We start from the raw sequence: 17,155 nt of genomic DNA on the forward strand, positions 1-17,155 counted from the left end.
GAGCAGCGACTGCGCCCGATCCTCATGACCGCGCTCGCCACGATCTTCGCCCTGGTGCCCATGGCGCTCGGCGTGACCGGGTCGAGCGGGTTCATCTCGCAGGACCTCGCGATCGTGGTGATCGGCGGGCTCATCTCGTCGACGCTGCTCACGCTCATCCTCGTGCCGGTGCTCTACCGCCTCGTCGAGGGGCGGCGCGAGCGGCGGGCACTCCGGAAGGCGTCGGCGGCCCTGGCCGAGGAGCGCGCCGAGCCGCAGCCGGAGCCCGAGCCCTCGCTGGCCTAGCACTCCGGTACGCGCGACGCAGCCCCGCCGCGAGGTTGGGCTGCGTCGCGCCGCTGCGACGTACGATGGCAGGACCACACCCGATCGCCAGACGGGAGGGGCCATGGTCCAGGTTCGCGTTCTCGGTGTCGCGCTGGATGCCGCACGGCAGCACATCGTGCTGCTGAAGCCGCTGCTCGAGGAGCCGGGGGAGGGCCGGGTGCTGCCGATCTGGGTCGGTGCCCAGGAGGCCACCTCGATCCTCATCGCCGTGCAGGGCGAGCAGGCGCCCCGTCCGCTGTCGCACGACCTCATCACCACCCTGTTCGGCACGCTCGGCGCCCGCATCGACCGGGTCGACGTGACCCGCATCGACGACGGCACGTTCTACGCCGAGCTGAGCCTGACGACGCCGACCGGCTCGCAGGTGCTCGACTCGCGTCCGTCCGACGCCATCGCGCTCGCCGTGCGGGTGCACGCGCCGATCTGGGTGGCCGACGAGGTGCTCGACGAGGCCGGCATTCCCGCCGAGATGGTCGACTTCGACCAGGACGACGAGGAGGAGAAGCTCGACGAGTTCAAGCGGTTCCTCGATGACGTCGACCCAGAGGACTTCCAGGGATAGCGTGGGGTCGTGTCCGCGCCCGCGACCGACGCACGAACCGCTCACGCCCACGGCGTCGAGCGCCTGGTCGAGAGCTATCGGGCCGTGCCCGCGGCATCCGCGGTGCGTCTCGCGAAGCCCACGTCGAACCTGTTCCGGTCGCGATCGGCGACGGATGCCCCCGGCCTCGACACGTCGGGACTGACGCACGTCATCGCCGTCGACCCCGAGGCCCGCACGGCTGACGTGGCCGGCATGTGCACCTACGAGGACCTGGTCGCGGCGACCCTTCCCCACGGACTCGCCCCGCTCGTCGTGCCGCAGCTGAAGACCATCACCCTGGGCGGCGCCGTGACGGGACTCGGCATCGAGTCGACGTCGTTCCGCAACGGGCTGCCGCACGAATCCGTGCTCGAGATGGACATCCTCACGGGCGCCGGCGAGGTGGTCACGGCCTCGCCGAACGAGCACGCCGACCTGTTCCGCGCGTTCCCCAACTCGTACGGCACGCTGGGCTATGCGGTGCGCCTGCGCATCGAGCTGGAGCCGGTGCTGCCGTTCGTCGCGCTCACGCACGTGCGGTTCCACGATCTCCGCGAGCTCGTGGCCGCGATGGACGCCATCGTCGCGACCGGCCGGCACGACGGGGAGCGGGTGGACTTCCTCGACGGCGTGGTGTTCAGCGCGAACGAGGCGTACCTGTGCCTCGGCACGCAGACCGCGGCATCCGGACCCGTCAGCGACTACACGGGCCAGCGCATCTACTACCGGTCCATCAGGCACGAGGAGGGCGCCGCGCACGACCGCCTCACCGTGCACGACTACCTGTGGCGGTGGGACACCGACTGGTTCTGGTGCTCGGCGGCATTCGGTGCGCAGCATCCGCTCGTGCGCCGGTTCTGGCCCCGGCGCTACCGGCGCAGCCGGTCGTACGCACGGCTCATGCGGCTCGAGCGGCGCTTCGACATCGGCGATCGCCTCGAGCGGCTGAAGGGGCGGCCTCCGCGCGAGCGCGTCATCCAGGACGTCGAGATCCCGATCGAACGCACCGCCGAGTTCCTCGACTGGTTCATCGCGAACGTGCCCATCGAGCCGGTCTGGCTGTGCCCCCTGCGCCTCCGCGACGACGCCGCGTGGCCCGTGTACCCGATCGAGCCAGGCCGCACGTGGGTGAACGTCGGCTTCTGGTCGACCGTTCCGGTCGGTGCGACCGAGGGCGAGACCAACCGGCGGATCGAAGCCGAGGTCAGCGAGCTCGACGGCCACAAGTCGCTGTACTCCGACGCGTTCTACGCGCGCGACGAGTTCGACGCGCGCTACGGCGGCGACGACTACCGCGCGGCGAAGGCGCGCTACGACCCCGATTCACGGCTCCTCGACCTCTATGCGAAGGCGGTGCAACGACGATGACCACGATCAAGGGCCAGCGGCCCGACACGACGGAGACCTCCGGGTCGACGAGCCATCCGGATGCCGCGAGCCACCCCGATACCGCGCACAAGCTGACCCTCGCCGAGATCCTCGAGATCTTCGCCGGCGGTCGCCTGCCGCTGCACTTCACCGCCTACGACGGCAGCTCGGCCGGACCGGCCGACGCCCCGTTCGGGATCGAGCTGAAGACGCCGCGAGGCACCACGTACCTCGCCACCGCGCGCGGCGACCTCGGCCTCGCCCGCGCCTACATCGCGGGCGACCTCGAGATCCACGGGGTGCATCCCGGCGATCCCTACGAGCTGCTCAAGGCCCTCGCGGACGAGCTCGTGTTCCGGATGCCGTCGCCGCGCGTCATGGCGCAGGTCTTCCGCTCGGTCGGGGTGGAGCACCTGCGCCCGATCGCGCCGCCGCCCCAGGAGGTGCCGCCGCGCTGGCGCCGCGTCGCCGAAGGCCTCCGGCACAGCAAGTCGCGCGACGCGGAGGCGATCCACCACCACTACGACGTCTCGAACACGTTCTACGAGTGGGTGCTCGGGCCGACGATGACCTACACGTGCGCCTGCTATCCGAACGCCGACGCGACGCTCGACGAGGCGCAGGAGAACAAGTACCGCCTCGTCTTCGAGAAGCTGCGGCTGAAGCCCGGCGACCGGCTGCTCGACGTCGGCTGCGGCTGGGGCGGCATGGTGCGCTACGCCGCCCGCCGCGGGGTGCGGGCCCTCGGCGTGACCCTCTCGGAGGAGCAGACCTCGTGGGCGCAGCGCGCCATCGCCGAGGAGGGCCTGGCCGACCTGGCCGAGGTGCGCTTCGGCGACTACCGCGACCTGGCTGAGGGGGGCTTCGACGCCGTGTCGTCGATCGGACTGCTCGAGCACATCGGCGTGCGCAACTACGCGTCGTACTTCCGCTTCCTGCAGTCGCGGCTGCGCCCCGGCGGCCTGCTGCTCAACCACTGCATCACCCGCCCCGACAACACGTCACGCCCGTCGACGCGGGGGTTCATCGACCGCTACGTGTTCCCCGACGGCGAACTCACCGGGTCGGGCCGCATCATCACCGAGGCGCAGGACGTCGGGTTCGAGGTGCTGCACGAGGAGAACCTGCGGCCGCACTACGCGCTGACCCTCCGCGACTGGTGCGCCAACCTCGTCGCCCGCTGGGACGAGGCCGTCGCCGAGGTGGGCCTGCCGACCGCGAAGGTGTGGGGACTCTACATGGCCGGCTCGCGGCTCGCGTTCGAGTCGGGCGGCATCCAGCTGCACCAGGTGCTCGCGGTGCGGCCCGACGAGCGCGGCGGCGGCGAGGACCTGCCGTTGCGGCCGTGGTGGACGCCCTGACGACCGGTCACCGGGAGAATGGCTGACATGGATGCCGCGCTGCCAGCCCTGACCGAGATGCCGTCGCCGCAGTTCGTGATGGCGGGCGACGGCCGCCGCATCGCCACGTACTCGTGGGGCGACGAGGATGCGCCGACGGTGCTCTGCGTGCACGGGTTCGCGTCGAGCTGCCGCGACAACTGGGTGAGCACGGGGTGGGTGCGCGACCTGCTGCGCGCGGGCTTCCGCGTGCTCGGCGTCGACCAGCGCGGCCACGGCGCGAGCGACAAGCCGCACGAGGCATCCGACTACAGCATGGACGCGTTCGTCGACGACCTCGTCACCGTGCTCGACACCTACCTGCTCGACACCGTGCGATACGCGGGGTACTCGCTCGGCGCGCGCGTGGGCTGGCAGCTCGCGGTGAACGTGCCCGAGCACGTCGAGCGCGCAGTGCTCGGCGGCATCCCCGACGGGCGCCCCCTCGCGCGGCTGCAGATCGAGCAGGCGCGCGCGTATGCCGAGCACGGCACCCCCGTCGAAGACCAGGTGACCCAGAACTACGTGACGCTCGCCGAGCGGGTGCCGCACAACGACCTGCGCGCGCTCATCGCGCTCGCCGAGGGCATGCGACTCGGCGACGCCGACCCCGACCCGGCCGATCCGCCGCAGCAGCCGATCCTCTTCGCGACCGGCAGCGAGGACGCGATCCTCGAGCGGTCGAAGCGACTGGCGGATGCCACGCCGAACGGCACGTTCGTCGAGCTCCCCGGCCGTCACCACTTCAACGCGCCCGGCTCGCGGGTGTTCCGCCAGGCCGCCGTGGAGTTCCTGGCCGGCTGAGCCGGATCGCGTCGGCCCGGTCTTCTGATCGGGCGGACCGACGTTCGGCGCGCCCGCCCGCCGGAGATCCCGTACTTGACAGATGGTCAGACCATTCATACACTCGTTTCATCGCGATGATGGTCTGACCATTCATCCAACAGGTTTCAGGCCCGGTATCCATCGTCCGGGAGATCTACAAAGGAGTGGTCCGTGAATCTCTTCACGCTCATGCAGCAACGCACCGCCGAAGCGGGGCCCATCCGCGTCGGCGTCATCGGCGCCGGCAAGTTCGCCTCGATGTTCCTGACGCAGGCCGTCGGCAGCGACAACCTGCACGTCGTCGGCGTCGCCGATATCAACGTGCCCAAGGCGAAAGACGCCCTGGAGCGCACCGGGTGGCCGGCCGAGCGGTACGCGGCGGCCTCACTCGACGAGGCCGCGCGTACCGGCGGTACCGCGGTGATCGACGACTCGACCGCGCTCATCACGCACCCGGCCGTCGAGGTGATCCTCGAGATCACGGGCAACCCGCTCGTCGGCACCTACCACGCCGTCACCGCGATCGACCACGGCAAGCACGTGATCATGGTCAACGWCGAGGCCGACTGCATGGTCGGGCCGATCCTGCAGCGCCGCGCCCAGGCGGCCGGGGTCATCTACGCGATGGCCTACGGCGACCAGCCCGCGCTCATCTGCGAGCTCGTCGACTGGTGCCGCACGGTCGGCTTCGACGTCGTCGCCGCCGGCAAGGGCACCAAGTACCTGCCCGAGTACAACTACTCCACGCCCGACACCGTGTGGAACTACTACGGCTTCACGCCGGAGCAGCTCGCGAGCGGCGACTACAACCCGAAGATGTTCAACTCGTTCCTCGACGGCACCAAGTCGGCGATCGAGATGGCCGCGGTCGCCAATGGCACCGGCCTCATCCCGCAGGACGAGGGCCTGCTCTTCCCCGCGGCGAGCAAGGACGACCTGCCCACCGTGTTCCGCGAGAACCGGTTCGCCGGCGGCAGCCTGACCCGACGCGGCACGGTCGAGATCGCCTCGAGCATGTACCGCGACGGGCGCGAGGTTCCCGACAACCTCCGCTGGGGCGTCTACGTCACCTTCGAGGCGACCACCGACTACGCCGTGCAGTGCTTCAAGGAGTACGGCGTGCACACCGACGAGACCGGGCGCTACGGCTCGCTCTACCGTCCGTACCACATGATCGGGCTCGAGCTCGGGGTCTCGATCGCCTCGGCGGTGCTCCGCCGCGAGGCCACGGGCGCGCCCACCGGGTTCCGCGGCGACGTCGTCACGACCGCGAAGAAGGACCTCCGCGCCGGCGACACGCTCGACGGCGAGGGCGGCTACACCGTCTTCGGCAAGCTGGCCCCCGCGCACATCTCGCTCGACCGCAACGCGCTGCCCCTCGGCCTCGCACACGGGGCGAAGCTCATCCGCGACGTCCCGAAGGACCAGACGGTCTCGTGGGACGACGTGACGCTCGACGAGTCACAGTTCGCCGTGCAGATCCGGCGGCAGCTCGAGACCGAGTTCCGCGCCGAACACGCCGTAGCCGCCTGAGCCCGGTCAGACCGTCCGACCATGGAAACTACGATGGAGACACTGACATCCACTCGACGTGGACTTCGGCGACCGGAGGGGTTCGATCATGGCGACGAACGGCGAGGGCTGGGAGCCGGTCCAACGCATCCGCACGTACGAGCAGGTGATGGCGCAGATCGAGGAGCGCATCCTCGACGGGCGCCTGAAGGCGGGCGATCACCTGCCCAGCGAACGGGAACTCGCCGTCTCGCTCGGGGTGTCCCGGCCGTCGCTGCGCGAATCGCTCCGGGTGCTCGAGGCGCTGGGCGTCGTCGAGATCCGTCGCGGCGGTGGGCCGGATGGGGGAGCGGTGCTCCTCTCGACGCCCGGCGACGGGATGGTCAACCTTCTCAAGCTCCAGATCGCACTGGCGCAGTTCAGCTGGAACGACGTGCTGGAGACCCGACTCGCCCTCGAGGCGTGGAGCGTGGAGGAGGCCGCCTACCGTTCAGATGACGACGACCACGGCGACCTCGCCGCGATCCTCGACCGGATGGACGACCCCAGGATCGACTCCTCCGAGTTCAACCGGCTGGATGCCGCCTTCCACATGCGGATCGCGGAATCGACGGGAAACGCCCTGACCGCCCACCTCATGGGCTCGCTGCGTACGGCGATCCATCGGCAGATGGTGCAGATGTACGCCGAGCTCGAGGACTGGCGCGAGACCGCCAAGACCGTCCGCCGAGAACACCGCGAGATCCTCCAGGCGATCGTGGCCGGCGATGGGCCGGCCGCTGCCGAACACGTGCAGCAGCACATCACCGACTTCTACAAGATCAACGCTCACCACGGGAACACCGCCCGGACCTAGTCCACGGTTCGCTCCCGAGGGAACGGGCCACGACCGGCCCAGTATCAAGGGAGATATGAACCGATCATGACGACCATGACCATCGACCCCCAGGTCCGAGCCAAGAACGGCTCACCCGACAAGCTGCGCACCGCCATCGGCAGTGCGGTCGGCACCACCATCGAGAACTACGACTTCCTGGCGTACGGCACGGCCGCCGCGCTGTACTTCAACACCGTGTTCTTCCACGCGGAGGATCCGGTGGTCGGAGTCCTGCTCGGCTTCGCCACCTTCGGCATCGGCTTCGCGATGCGCCCCCTCGGCGGCGTCATCGGCGGCTACCTCGGCGACCGCATCGGCCGCAAGCCGGTACTCGTCGGCGCGCTCCTCCTGATGGGCATCTCCACCGTGCTCATCGGCATCCTGCCGACCTATGAGCAGGTGGGGTTGCTTGCTCCCATCCTCCTCGTGCTCATCCGCGTCATCCAGGGCATCGCCTTCGGTGCGGAGTGGGGCGGCGCGATCCTCATGACGTTCGAGCACGCGCCATGGAAGAAGCGAGGCAAGTACACGGCGATCCCGCAGGCCGGCGTGCCGCTGGGCCTCCTCCTCGCCAACCTCGTCTTCCTCTGGTCGACGAACTTCGACAACGAGCTCGCGTGGCGGCTGCCGTTCCTGCTGTCGTCGGTGCTCATCATCGCCGGCCTCATCATCCGCGCCAAGGTGTCGGAGTCGCCCGAGTTCATCGACACGAAGACCGCAGGCCTTGTCGTGAAGAACCCCCTCAAGGAGGTCTTCAAGAACGACTGGCGCACGATCCTGCGGGTCATCGCCCTGCGCCTCGCGGAGTCGGGCGGGTTCTACGTGATCGTCACCTACATGCTGTCGTACCTCACGACGGGTGATGACCCCATCACCGACCGGGCGACCGCCCTCACCGGCCTCGTCACCGCCGCCGCGATCGGGCTCTTCACGACCATCCTGTTCGGCGCGCTGAGCGACCGGGTCGGGCGGCGACCGATGTACCTCTTCGGCACCATCCTGCTCATCGCGTTCGCGTTCCCGATGTTCCTGCTCGTCAACACCGGCCTGCCGTACCTGATCGTGTTCGTCTACATCATCGCCATGTCGATCATCCACGACTCGCTCGCGGGCACGCAGGGCGCCTGGTTCTCCGAGCTGTTCAGCACCAACATCCGCTCCTCGGGCGCGTCGATCGGCTACCAGTTCTCGGCGGCGATCTCGGGGTTCATCCCGCTCATCGCGACCGCGGTCGCCGTGCCCCTCGGTTGGGGCGGTGTGGCCTGGGTCTACCTCGGCTGCGGCCTGCTCGGCCTCATCGGCACGCTGGTCACCCGCGAGACCTGGGGCCCGAATGACCGCGCCCGGGTCGACGAGATCATCGCCAAGGCGTGAAGCCCCGGACGGGCCGGCCCACGCGCCGGCCCGTCCTCCACGGGCATTCGCTGCGCCTCCTCGCTCCCGACCAAGGAATCACCATGAAGACCATCGTCCTGGACGACGACCCCACCGGCACGCAGTCGGCCACGGGCGTCACCGTGCTCCTCGAGAGCGACGCCGACCTGCTGACCGACGCCCTGCGGAAGGCCGACAGCGTGTACGTGCAGACCAACAGCCGCGCGCTCGACGAGCCGACCGCCGTGGCGCTGGTGCGAGGCATCCGCGCCGACGGGGAGGAGGCCGCCCGGCGCCTCGGCGACGAGGTGCGCTTCGTCCTCCGCGGCGACTCGACCCTCCGGGGCCACGTCTTCGCGGAGACCGAGGTCTTCCTCGACGACGGCGCGGTCATGCTCTTCGTGCCGGCCTTTCCCGACGGCGGGCGCACGACCCGCGACGGCGTGCATCTCGTGCGCGTCGACGGTGTCGACGTGCCCGCCCAAGAGAGCGAATACGCGGATGACCCGGTGTTCGGGTTCTCCACGGGCGTGCTCGTCGACTACGTCGCCGAGCAGTCGGGCCGCACGGGCGTGTCGGTCCCGCTGTCCGCCGTTCGCGGTGACGGCGCGTCACTCGCCGATACGATCGCGAACGCGCCGGCCGGCACCGTCATCGTGCCCGACGCGGTCGACGCCGATGATATCGCCGCCATCGCCCGCGCCGTGGAGGCGATGACGACGGCGGGAGTCGACGTGGTCGTGCGCTGCGCGGCACCGCTCGCGGCCGAACTCGCCGGCGTCGCGAGCCGTTCACTGCTCGAGCCGCCCCTGATCCCGGAACCTGGCCCCGTGCTGGTCGTGTGCGGCTCGCACACGGCGGGCGCGACCGCCCAGCTCGCGCCGCTCGTCGCGTCGTGGGGCGCTCCCGCCGTCATCGACACGGACGCCGCCCTCGCCGAGCCGGCGTCCGCGGGGTGGACGGCAGCCGAGGCTGCCAGGGCACACCTCGCCGTGCATCCACTCGCCATCGTGACGAGCGAGCGCGATCGGTCGGCCACGCACAACACGCTCGCACACGGTGAGAAGGTGATGGCCGCCCTTACCACCGCAGTGCGTGCGCTGCTTCCCGAGGTGGAGGTCGTCGTGTCGAAAGGCGGCATCACGTCGGCCGAGGTGGCCCGCGTCGGCATCGGCGCGACGTCGGCCGTGGTGGTGGGGCAGGTGCTCCCCGGCGTGTCGGTCTGGCGGCTCAATACCCACGACGGCCGGGAGCTGCTCTATGTCGTCGTCCCCGGCAATGTCGGTGCTCCCGACACCCTCGTGCGCGTGCTCGACTCGCTGGGGCTGCGCGCCGCCTGAGTCGGACCCGATCGGCGGTCCCGCCGCCACGTCGATACGCTCGCCGATATCCTCACGAGAATGTCGGGGCGGCGCTGTCGCATCCGGCCCCTCCCGTTCGTAGCAGGGGTGAGAGGTCGCCGCAGGGGCGGCTCGAGAGAGGGACCACGATCATGAAGCTCGTCACCAACACCCAGATCACCGTCGACGGCGTCATGCAGGCGAACGGCGGGAACAACCCCGACCTCGACCCGGGATTCGAGCGGGGTGGGTGGGCGATCCCCGTCGGCGATGAGGAATCGGTCGGCTACATCGCAGACTTCTACCAGCGCGCCGACGCGTTCCTGTTCGGCCGGCGCACCTTCGAGCTCTTCGCCGGGTACTGGGGCGTTCGCGACGCGAGCGAGAACCCGTTCTCGGGCGCGCTGAACACCCGCCCCAAGTACGTCGCCTCGAACACGATCACCGACCCGGGCTGGGCGGACTCGACCGTGCTCTCGGGCGACCTCGAGGCCGCCATCCGGGACCTCAAGGCCCAGCCGGGCGGCGAACTGCAGGTGCACGGCAGCGGCCGGCTGATCCGCTGGCTGCTCGAGCACGAGCTCGTCGACGAGATGACGCTGATCGTCTGCCCGGTCATCGTGGGTGCCGGCACGCGCCTGTTCCCCGACTCGGGCAAGGACTTCGCCCTCGAGCTCCTCGAGTCGCGCACCTTCCCGACGGGCATCACGGTGCAGACGTACCGACCCGCCGGGCGTCCGCAGTACGCGTAGCACGCGGCATCCGTCGCACAATGGCACCTGAATCGCACTCGGAGGTGTGAGATGCAGTACCTGGTTTCCGTGATCGACCACCGCACCAACTCGGGCACGCCCGAGGAGGCGGTCGCGATCGACGCGTTCAACGACCGGCTCAGGGCTGGCGGCCACTGGGTGTTCGCGGCCGGCCTCGCCGACCCGAGTACCGCGACGGTCATCGACGGCCGAGGCGAGGAGCCCGTCTTCACGGACGGACCCTTCATCGAGTCCAAGGAGCACATGGCGGGCCTCTGGATCATCGAGGCGCCCGACCTCGACGTCGCGCTCGCACTCATGGCCGACGGGTCCAAGGCGTGCAACCGGCGGCTCGAGGTGCGGCCGCTRCTGGGCCCGGAGGACTGATCGACGCCCGAACGGCGATCACCCGRGCGCACCGCGAGGAGTGGGCCCGGGTGGTGGCCTCGCTCGCCAAGCGCTTCGGCGACCTCGACCTCGCCGAGGAGTCGGCGGCCGAGGCGTTCGCGACCGCCGTCGAACGGTGGCCGGCCGACGGCGTGCCGCCCAACCCCGGCGCGTGGCTCACCACGACCGCCAATCGCAAGGCGATCGACCGCATCCGGCGCGAGCACAAGCGCGCCGACAAGCACCGGGAGGCACTGATGCTGACCGACCACGACCCGCCCGAACCGCTCGGCGTCATCGATGACGACCGGCTCCGGTTGATCTTCACGTGCTGCCACCCCGCCCTGGCGATGGAGGCACGGATCGCGCTGACCCTCCGCCTGGTCGGCGGCCTCACCGTGCCGCAGATCGCCGAGGGCTTCCTCGTGCAGGAGCGCACCATGGCGCAGCGCCTCACCCGCGCCAAGGGCAAGATCGCCGCCGCCGGCATCCCCTATCGGGTGCCGTCGGCGCGGGATCTGCCGGCGCGCATCACCGGCGTGCTCGCCGTGCTGTTCCTCGTCTTCAACGAGGGGTACCTCGCCACCGGTTCCGACACCGACCCGGTGCGTGCCGACCTGACGGCCGAGGCGATCCGCCTGACCCGGCTGATCCGCGAACTGCTTCCCGACGACGGGGAGGTGGCCGGACTGCTGGCGCTGATGCTGCTCACCGAGGCACGCCGCCCGGCTCGTCTCTCTGCCGCAGGCGAGCTCGTGCCGCTCGCGGAGCAGGACTGCCGGCTGTGGGATGGCGCGCTGATCGAGGAGGGGCACCGGCTGGTGCGCGAGCGCCTGGACTCGGGCGCGGCTCCCGGCCGCTACCAGCTGCTGGCGGCGATCAACGCGGTGCACACCGATGYGCGGGACGCCCGCGACACCGACTGGTCGCAGGTCGTCGCCCTGTACGACCAGCTGCAGCGACTCGATGCCTCGCCGATCGTCGCCCTCAACCGCGCGATAGCGGTCGGCGAGCTCGAGGGGCCGGATGCCGCATTGAGGGCCGTCGACCGGGTGGGAGACGCGCTCGGCGGCTATCACGCATTCCACGCCACGCGTGCGGAGCTCCTGCGCCGGCTCGGGCGTCGAGCGGAGGCGCGCAACGCCTACGACCGGGCGATCGCGCTCGCCGGCAACACTGCCGAACGGGCCCACCTGTCACGCCGACGCGACGAACTGGGGTCGTCCGGTCGAGAATGAGGAGGACCCAGCTTTGCTCGAGGACTTCTCGCCAGGAGGAACCATGGAGTTCAACCGCGTCGGCACGACCGGCATCACCGTGTCCGATCTCTGCGTCGGCACGAGTCCGCTCGGCGGCATGCCGCAGACGTACGGCTACGGGGTCGACGAGGATCGCGCGATCGCCACGGTCGAGGCCGTCTTCGAGACCCCGATCAACTTCCTCGACACGTCGAACGAGTACGGCAAGGGGGAGAGCGAGCGGCGCATCGGCGTCGCGATCGAGCGGGCCGGCGGACTTCCCGACGGGTTCGTGTTGGCCACCAAGGCCGACCCCGACGGCCGGGACTTCTCGGCCGCGCGCGTGCGCCGGTCGTTCGAGGAGAGCTGCGAGCGCCTCGGCGTGGAGCGATTCGACCTGTTCCACCTGCACGACCCCGAGCGGTTCGCGTTCGAGGAGATCACGGCCCCGGGCGGCGCGCTCGAGGGCATGCGCCAGCTCAAGGAGGAGGGGCTGGTCACCGCGATCGGCGTCGCCGGCGGTGACCTCGAGGCGATGGAACAGTACGTCGACCTGGGTGTCTTCGACGTGCTGCTCAACCACAACCGGTTCACGCTGCTCGACCAGTCGGCGAGCCCGCTCATCACCAAGGTGGTCGAGCTGGGCATGACCTATCTCAACGCCGCCCCCTATGCCAGCGGCCTGCTCGCCAAGCCGCTCGAGCAGAAGCCCCGGTACCAGTACCGCGAGCCCGACCCCGAGGTCGTGGCACGCACCGAGCGGCTCCGGGCGCTCTGCGACTCGTACGGGGTCGACCTGGCCGCCGTCGCCCTGCAGTTCTCGACACGCGACGCGCGAATCACGTCGACCCTCGTCGGGGTCTCGCATCCCGACCGGGTGCGCGAGCTCGTCGCCAACCGCGAGGCCGTGATTCCCGACGAACTGTGGGCCGAGGTCGCCGAGCTGACCGCAGGCGGCTGATCGTCGGGTCGGCGCACCCTCGTGGGTCGGCGCACCCTCGCCGAGGTCAGCGCACCTTCAGTCCGCCGCGCCAGCCTCGACCGAGTCGCACGTGCCGCTCGACGATGCGCCCCGTGCGAGCGAACTCGCCCCACGCGGCACGCAGCGGTGCGCCCGCCTCGACGAGCGACTCGGCGCCGTGCGGCGCGAGCAGCCGCGCCGGCGCCCACGCGACCTCATTGGGGAACAGCAGCGCGAGCTCGATGGCGTGGGCCGAGCCGATGCGACTGCCCTCGGGCCGCCCGTCGAATCGGGCGACCTGCACCCGGCCGCCACCGCGGGCGAGCAGCCGCGCGAAGCGCCGGGCACCCCGCGTGTACACGGCGCTCGTCACGACGCGCACGAGCGCGAACCGGATCGGGGGCCCGATCACCCGCCTCGACGTGAGCGACTTCAGCTTCGGCGCGAGCTCGAGGAAGAACGCGGCCTCCTCGGTGGTCGAGGTCACGAGCACCTCGAGCTCGGGGGCTCGCCGCCGCCAGCCGGCTGCCACCGCGCGCTCCAGCGGCAGCGGCGCGTGCCCGTACTGGGGGCTGAACGGCATGCCCGAGCGCAATCCGAACCCGGCAGCCGCGCGCGCCGCCCGGTCCTGCGCGGCGRAGAGCTCGTCGAGCGCGGCATCCGGAGCCAGCGGACCCGCCGCCCGCCGCATCCGCTCCTGCAGGCGACGCCGTCGCTGCCGGATGCCGAACGGCGCGCTCTGCACGATCGCCCGGTTCACGAGCCCCTCGGCTCCGGATGCCACGAGCAGGTGCGCGATCGCATCGGCGCCCGCCGACTGGCCGAAGACCGTCACCCGCCCGGGGTCGCCGCCGAACGCGTCGATGCGCGAGCGGACCCACCGCAGGGCCTCGACGAGGTCGAGCAGGCCGAGGTTGGCCGGCCGGCCGCCCGGCTCGCCGCCGCCGAGGAACCCCAGCACGCCGAGCCGGTAGGTGATCGTGACCACGACGACGCGCTGCTCGTGCACGAGCGCGGCGGGATCGTAACCGCCGACGTCGCCCGCGCCCGAGACGTAGGAGCCGCCGTGCACCCACACCATGACGGGCAGGGCCTCGCCGGCCCAGTCGGCCGGGCGCGTGATCGAGAGCCGCAGGCAGTCCTCGTCGAACTCGACGCCGCGCATCGTGCCGCCGAAGAGGCCGTCGCTCGAGGCGGGCGGCTGCGGGCACCCGAGCCGCTGGTACTGCCGGGCGGACGCCTCGCGCGGGTCGGGCTCGACCGGCACCGGCGGCGCGAAGCGCTCGGCGACGGCGTAGCGGATGTTGCGGATGCGGGTGACCTCGCCGTCGTCGACGGCCGCGAACACGCCGAAGCGAGTGTCGACGGTGGTGAGGTCGCCGGGCCAGGAGTGCTCGCCCGGGCGCATGCCGTCGGCGCCGTCACCGACGGGATGCGCGTTCAGGGCCTGCTCGCTCATGGGTCTGCCTCCGCGGTCCATCGTAGGTTCGGGTACCGACACCCGAAACTCGGCACCGGGCACCCGCACCGAGCCTCGACGCCCGGGTGGCGACTCCGCAACCCCTCGTGCCGCGGAGATCGCGAGCGTAGCGTGAGGCGCTCGAGTGAGGAGTGCATCATGCCCGCATACCAGGTCGGCTATTTCGTCGGCAGCCTGTCGTCGACGTCCGTCAACCGGATCCTCTCGAAGGCGTTGATCCGGGTCGCACCCGACGACCTCGCCTTCACCGAGATCCCGATCGGGAACCTGCCGCTGTACAGCCAGGACTACGACCACGACTACCCGCCGCAGGCCCTGGCCCTCAAGGAGGCGATCGCGGCATCCGACGCCGTGCTCTTCGTGACGCCGGAGTACAACCGGTCGATCCCGGGCGCGCTGAAGAACGCGATCGACTGGGCGTCGCGGCCGTGGGGCCAGAACTCGTTCGACCACATCCCGGCCGCGGTGGTCGGGGCATCGGTCGGGTCGATCGGCACGGCGCTCGCGCAGCAGAGCCTGCGTGCGGTGCTGAGCTTCTGCAACGCCCGCCAGATGACGGCGCCCGAGGCGTACATCCAGTACTCGCCCGAGACCTTCGGCGACGACGGCGAGATCCGCAACGCCGGCACGGAGGAGTTCCTGACGGGATTCATGGCGGAGTTCCGCGAGCACATCCAGCGCGTGCTGACCGTGCTGCCGCGGCAATAGGGCCGGCCCGGCTCGCGATCGAGGTACGTTCGAAGGTATGGCCCCCACGCCGAGCGATCGCGACGACGACGTCGACCTGATCATCGACGCGTGGTCGCGCCGGCTTCCCGGGGTCGACCTCACGCCGCTCGACGTCATGTCACGACTGCGACGGGCGGCCAACCGGCTGGCGCACCTGCGCGCCGACGCGTTCAGCGCGGCCGGGCTCGCGGCGTGGGAGTTCGACGTGCTCGCCGCGCTGCGGCGCGAGGAGCCGCCACACGAGCTCAGCCCCCGCCAGCTCATCGCCGCGACGATGATCGGCAGCGCGGCCATGACGAACCGGCTCGACAACCTCACCCGGCGCGGGCTCGTCGAGCGCCGCCCCAACCCCAATGACGCCCGGAGCGTGCTCGTGCGCCTCACCGATGACGGTGCCACCCACGTCGACGAGGCCATGCGCGAGCTCGCCGGTCGCGAGGGCGAGGCGCTGCGCGGCCTGAGTCGTGACGAGCAGGCGACACTCGCCGGGCTGCTGCGCCGCCTCGTGCGCGACGGCGGTTGACGGGCGCGCTCGCGGGATGCTGCGGGGCGCGGGCCGATGCTGCCACAGGTTCCCAACGCATGGAGGATCGACCTCCGTCGTGCGGCGGATCCCACCGGGTCGTCGGCTCGGTAGCGTGCTGCTCGTGACCGATGACACCCACGACACCGCGATCCGACCCGACCCCGAGGCGCACCTCGTGCCGGCCCCGACGCCGGCGCCGATCGCGACGCGTCCGAGCGCGGAGCCCGACGACCTTCCCTCGCGCGTGGACTGGGTGGCGGTCATCGTCTTCGCGGTCACCGCGTGCGGGCTGGCCTGGCTCGTCGCGCTGCCGCTCTGGCTCCGGGGCGAGGGCATGGCCGACCCGCTGCTGCCCCTGATCGCGGCGGCCATGATGTTGACGCCCGCGGCTGGCACGGTCGCGGCGCTGCGCGTCGAGCGCCGCCGGCGCGGCAGGCGGGGCGCCCGCGGCATCCTGCGCGAGCTCGGCATGTGGCCGCTGCGGCCGGTCGGTCGCAGCGTCGCCTTCACCGTGGTGACGATCCTCGTGATGCCGCTCCTCGTTGCTGCGGGTCTGGCCGTGGTGGGTCTGCTGGGGTTCGCGCAGTTCGACCTCGTCGGGTTCTCGGGCTTCGCCGAGCAGCTCGAGGCGACCCTGCCGGCCGGTTCCCCGTTGCCGCCGGTCGGCGTGATCGTCGCGATGCAGCTGGTCATGATCCCGCTCGGCGCGGTGCTCAACGCGCCGCTCGCGTTCGGCGAGGAAGTGGGCTGGCGCGGCTGGCTGCTGCCCGCGCTGCGACCGCTCGGCGTGTGGCCGGCGCTGCTGCTCTCGGGCGCCTTCTGGGGGTTCTGGCACACCCCGCTCATCCTGCTCGGCTACAACTACGGCCTGACCGATGCGTGGGGCGTGCTGCTCATGATCCTCGCGGGCATGCTGTTCGGCGTCCTCCTCGGGTGGACGCGACTGCGCACCGGATCGGTGTGGCCGGCGGTCTTCGGGCACGGCGCGTTCAACGCTTCGGCGGGTCTGGCGGCGCTGTTCGTCGCCGCCGGCTCGCCGATCCCGCCGGCGTGGCTGGCGGGTCCCGTCGGGCTCATCGCGTGCGGCGTCTTCGCGGTCGTGATCGCCGCACTCGTGCTGGCCGGGCAGTTCCGCGCGGATCGGGTGGACGCTCGGCTCGGCTGAGGCTGGCGGCATCCCTCAGCGTCGGCCCTCTCGATCAGCGTTCGGCGGGCTCCGTCTCGAAGTAGAGGTGGGTGTGCAGCCGGCAGCGCTCGTTGAACGGCGCGTGGCAGCTCGGGCACTCGGTCGTGCCGAGGTAGGCGTCGATCGTGAGCTCGGTGCCGCAGGCGCCGCACAGCACCGCCTCGCGGTCGCGCTTGTCGATCGGCCACTGCGTCGCCTCGTGGTCGGCGGTCTCCTCGTGGCAGCGGTGGCACGGGTAGTACGTGCCGCAGCACGCGAACCGGATCGCCACGATGTCGACCTCGGTGCGATAGTGCACGCAGCGGGTCATG

Annotated in this window: 18 protein-coding genes; 16 read left to right on the forward strand and 2 right to left on the reverse strand. The window is 71.0% G+C overall.

What is annotated here, in order from left to right:
- From AC1DY2_RS04245 to AC1DY2_RS04305, 13 genes are all read left to right on the forward strand, one after another.
- A partial coding sequence (locus AC1DY2_RS04245; protein ID WP_476761272.1) for an efflux RND transporter permease subunit occupies positions 1-285 on the forward strand: 285 nt, incomplete at its 5' end.
- A gap of 103 nt (positions 286-388) precedes the next feature.
- Positions 389-889, forward strand: a complete 501-nt coding sequence (locus AC1DY2_RS04250) for a bifunctional nuclease family protein (protein ID WP_476761273.1) — start codon at positions 389-391, stop codon at positions 887-889.
- Between the two features lie 9 nt (positions 890-898).
- Positions 899-2,278 (forward strand): FAD-binding oxidoreductase, encoded by a 1,380-nt coding sequence (locus tag AC1DY2_RS04255; protein WP_476761274.1) that lies wholly within the window; start codon positions 899-901, stop codon positions 2,276-2,278.
- On the forward strand, positions 2,275-3,639 hold the full coding sequence (locus AC1DY2_RS04260; RefSeq protein WP_476761275.1) for a class I SAM-dependent methyltransferase: 1,365 nt from the start codon (positions 2,275-2,277) through the stop codon (positions 3,637-3,639). Before AC1DY2_RS04255 ends, AC1DY2_RS04260 begins: the two co-directional genes overlap by 4 nt.
- A 27-nt stretch (positions 3,640-3,666) precedes the next feature.
- Positions 3,667-4,461 (forward strand): alpha/beta fold hydrolase, encoded by a 795-nt coding sequence (locus AC1DY2_RS04265; RefSeq protein ID WP_476761276.1) that lies wholly within the window; start codon positions 3,667-3,669, stop codon positions 4,459-4,461.
- 192 nt (positions 4,462-4,653) lie between these two features.
- Entirely contained in the window at positions 4,654-6,015 is a 1,362-nt protein-coding gene (locus AC1DY2_RS04270) for an NAD(P)H-dependent oxidoreductase (protein ID WP_476761277.1), read from the forward strand.
- Between the two features lie 88 nt (positions 6,016-6,103).
- Positions 6,104-6,850 carry a FadR/GntR family transcriptional regulator gene (locus tag AC1DY2_RS04275; RefSeq protein WP_476761278.1) on the forward strand — a complete coding sequence of 249 codons (747 nt, stop codon included), beginning with the start codon at positions 6,104-6,106 and terminating at the stop codon, positions 6,848-6,850.
- Between the two features lie 75 nt (positions 6,851-6,925).
- On the forward strand, positions 6,926-8,245 hold the full coding sequence (locus AC1DY2_RS04280) for an MFS transporter (RefSeq protein ID WP_476761279.1): 1,320 nt from the start codon (positions 6,926-6,928) through the stop codon (positions 8,243-8,245).
- A gap of 83 nt (positions 8,246-8,328) precedes the next feature.
- The gene (locus AC1DY2_RS04285; RefSeq protein ID WP_476761280.1) at positions 8,329-9,585 is read left to right on the forward strand and encodes a four-carbon acid sugar kinase family protein; all 1,257 of its coding nucleotides are present in this window, start codon (positions 8,329-8,331) and stop codon (positions 9,583-9,585) included.
- A gap of 152 nt (positions 9,586-9,737) precedes the next feature.
- Entirely contained in the window at positions 9,738-10,337 is a 600-nt protein-coding gene (locus tag AC1DY2_RS04290; protein ID WP_476761281.1) for a dihydrofolate reductase family protein, read from the forward strand.
- Positions 10,338-10,388: 51 nt separating this feature from the next.
- Positions 10,389-10,724: a YciI family protein gene (locus tag AC1DY2_RS04295; protein WP_476761282.1), complete on the forward strand. Its 336-nt coding sequence runs from the start codon at positions 10,389-10,391 to the stop codon at positions 10,722-10,724.
- Positions 10,721-11,962, forward strand: coding sequence for an RNA polymerase sigma factor (locus AC1DY2_RS04300; protein ID WP_476761289.1), 1,242 nt, complete (start codon positions 10,721-10,723; stop codon positions 11,960-11,962). The genes AC1DY2_RS04295 and AC1DY2_RS04300 overlap by 4 nt, the downstream gene beginning before the upstream one ends.
- Positions 11,963-12,005: 43 nt before the next feature.
- The gene (locus tag AC1DY2_RS04305) at positions 12,006-12,923 is read left to right on the forward strand and encodes an aldo/keto reductase (protein WP_476761283.1); all 918 of its coding nucleotides are present in this window, start codon (positions 12,006-12,008) and stop codon (positions 12,921-12,923) included.
- Positions 12,924-12,969: 46 nt separating this feature from the next.
- On the opposite strand, the gene AC1DY2_RS04310 is transcribed toward AC1DY2_RS04305, so the two are convergent.
- Positions 12,970-14,382, reverse strand: a complete 1,413-nt coding sequence (locus AC1DY2_RS04310; protein WP_476761284.1) for a carboxylesterase family protein — start codon at positions 14,380-14,382, stop codon at positions 12,970-12,972.
- Positions 14,383-14,541: 159 nt separating this feature from the next.
- Here AC1DY2_RS04310 and AC1DY2_RS04315 point away from each other — a divergent pair, with 159 nt between their 5' ends.
- From AC1DY2_RS04315 to AC1DY2_RS04325, 3 genes are all read left to right on the forward strand, one after another.
- On the forward strand, positions 14,542-15,111 hold the full coding sequence (locus AC1DY2_RS04315; protein WP_476761285.1) for an NADPH-dependent FMN reductase: 570 nt from the start codon (positions 14,542-14,544) through the stop codon (positions 15,109-15,111).
- Positions 15,112-15,148: 37 nt separating this feature from the next.
- Positions 15,149-15,655, forward strand: a complete 507-nt coding sequence (locus AC1DY2_RS04320; protein WP_476761286.1) for a MarR family winged helix-turn-helix transcriptional regulator — start codon at positions 15,149-15,151, stop codon at positions 15,653-15,655.
- 124 nt (positions 15,656-15,779) lie between these two features.
- Positions 15,780-16,823, forward strand: coding sequence for a lysostaphin resistance A-like protein (locus AC1DY2_RS04325; RefSeq protein WP_476761287.1), 1,044 nt, complete (start codon positions 15,780-15,782; stop codon positions 16,821-16,823).
- Between the two features lie 34 nt (positions 16,824-16,857).
- Here AC1DY2_RS04325 and AC1DY2_RS04330 read toward each other — a convergent pair whose 3' ends face one another.
- On the reverse strand, positions 16,858-17,154 hold the full coding sequence (locus AC1DY2_RS04330) for a CHY zinc finger protein (protein WP_476761288.1): 297 nt from the start codon (positions 17,152-17,154) through the stop codon (positions 16,858-16,860).
- Between the last annotated feature and the right edge of the window lies 1 nt (position 17,155).

It is taken from the genome of Agromyces sp. P1_H4, from assembly GCF_056405255.1.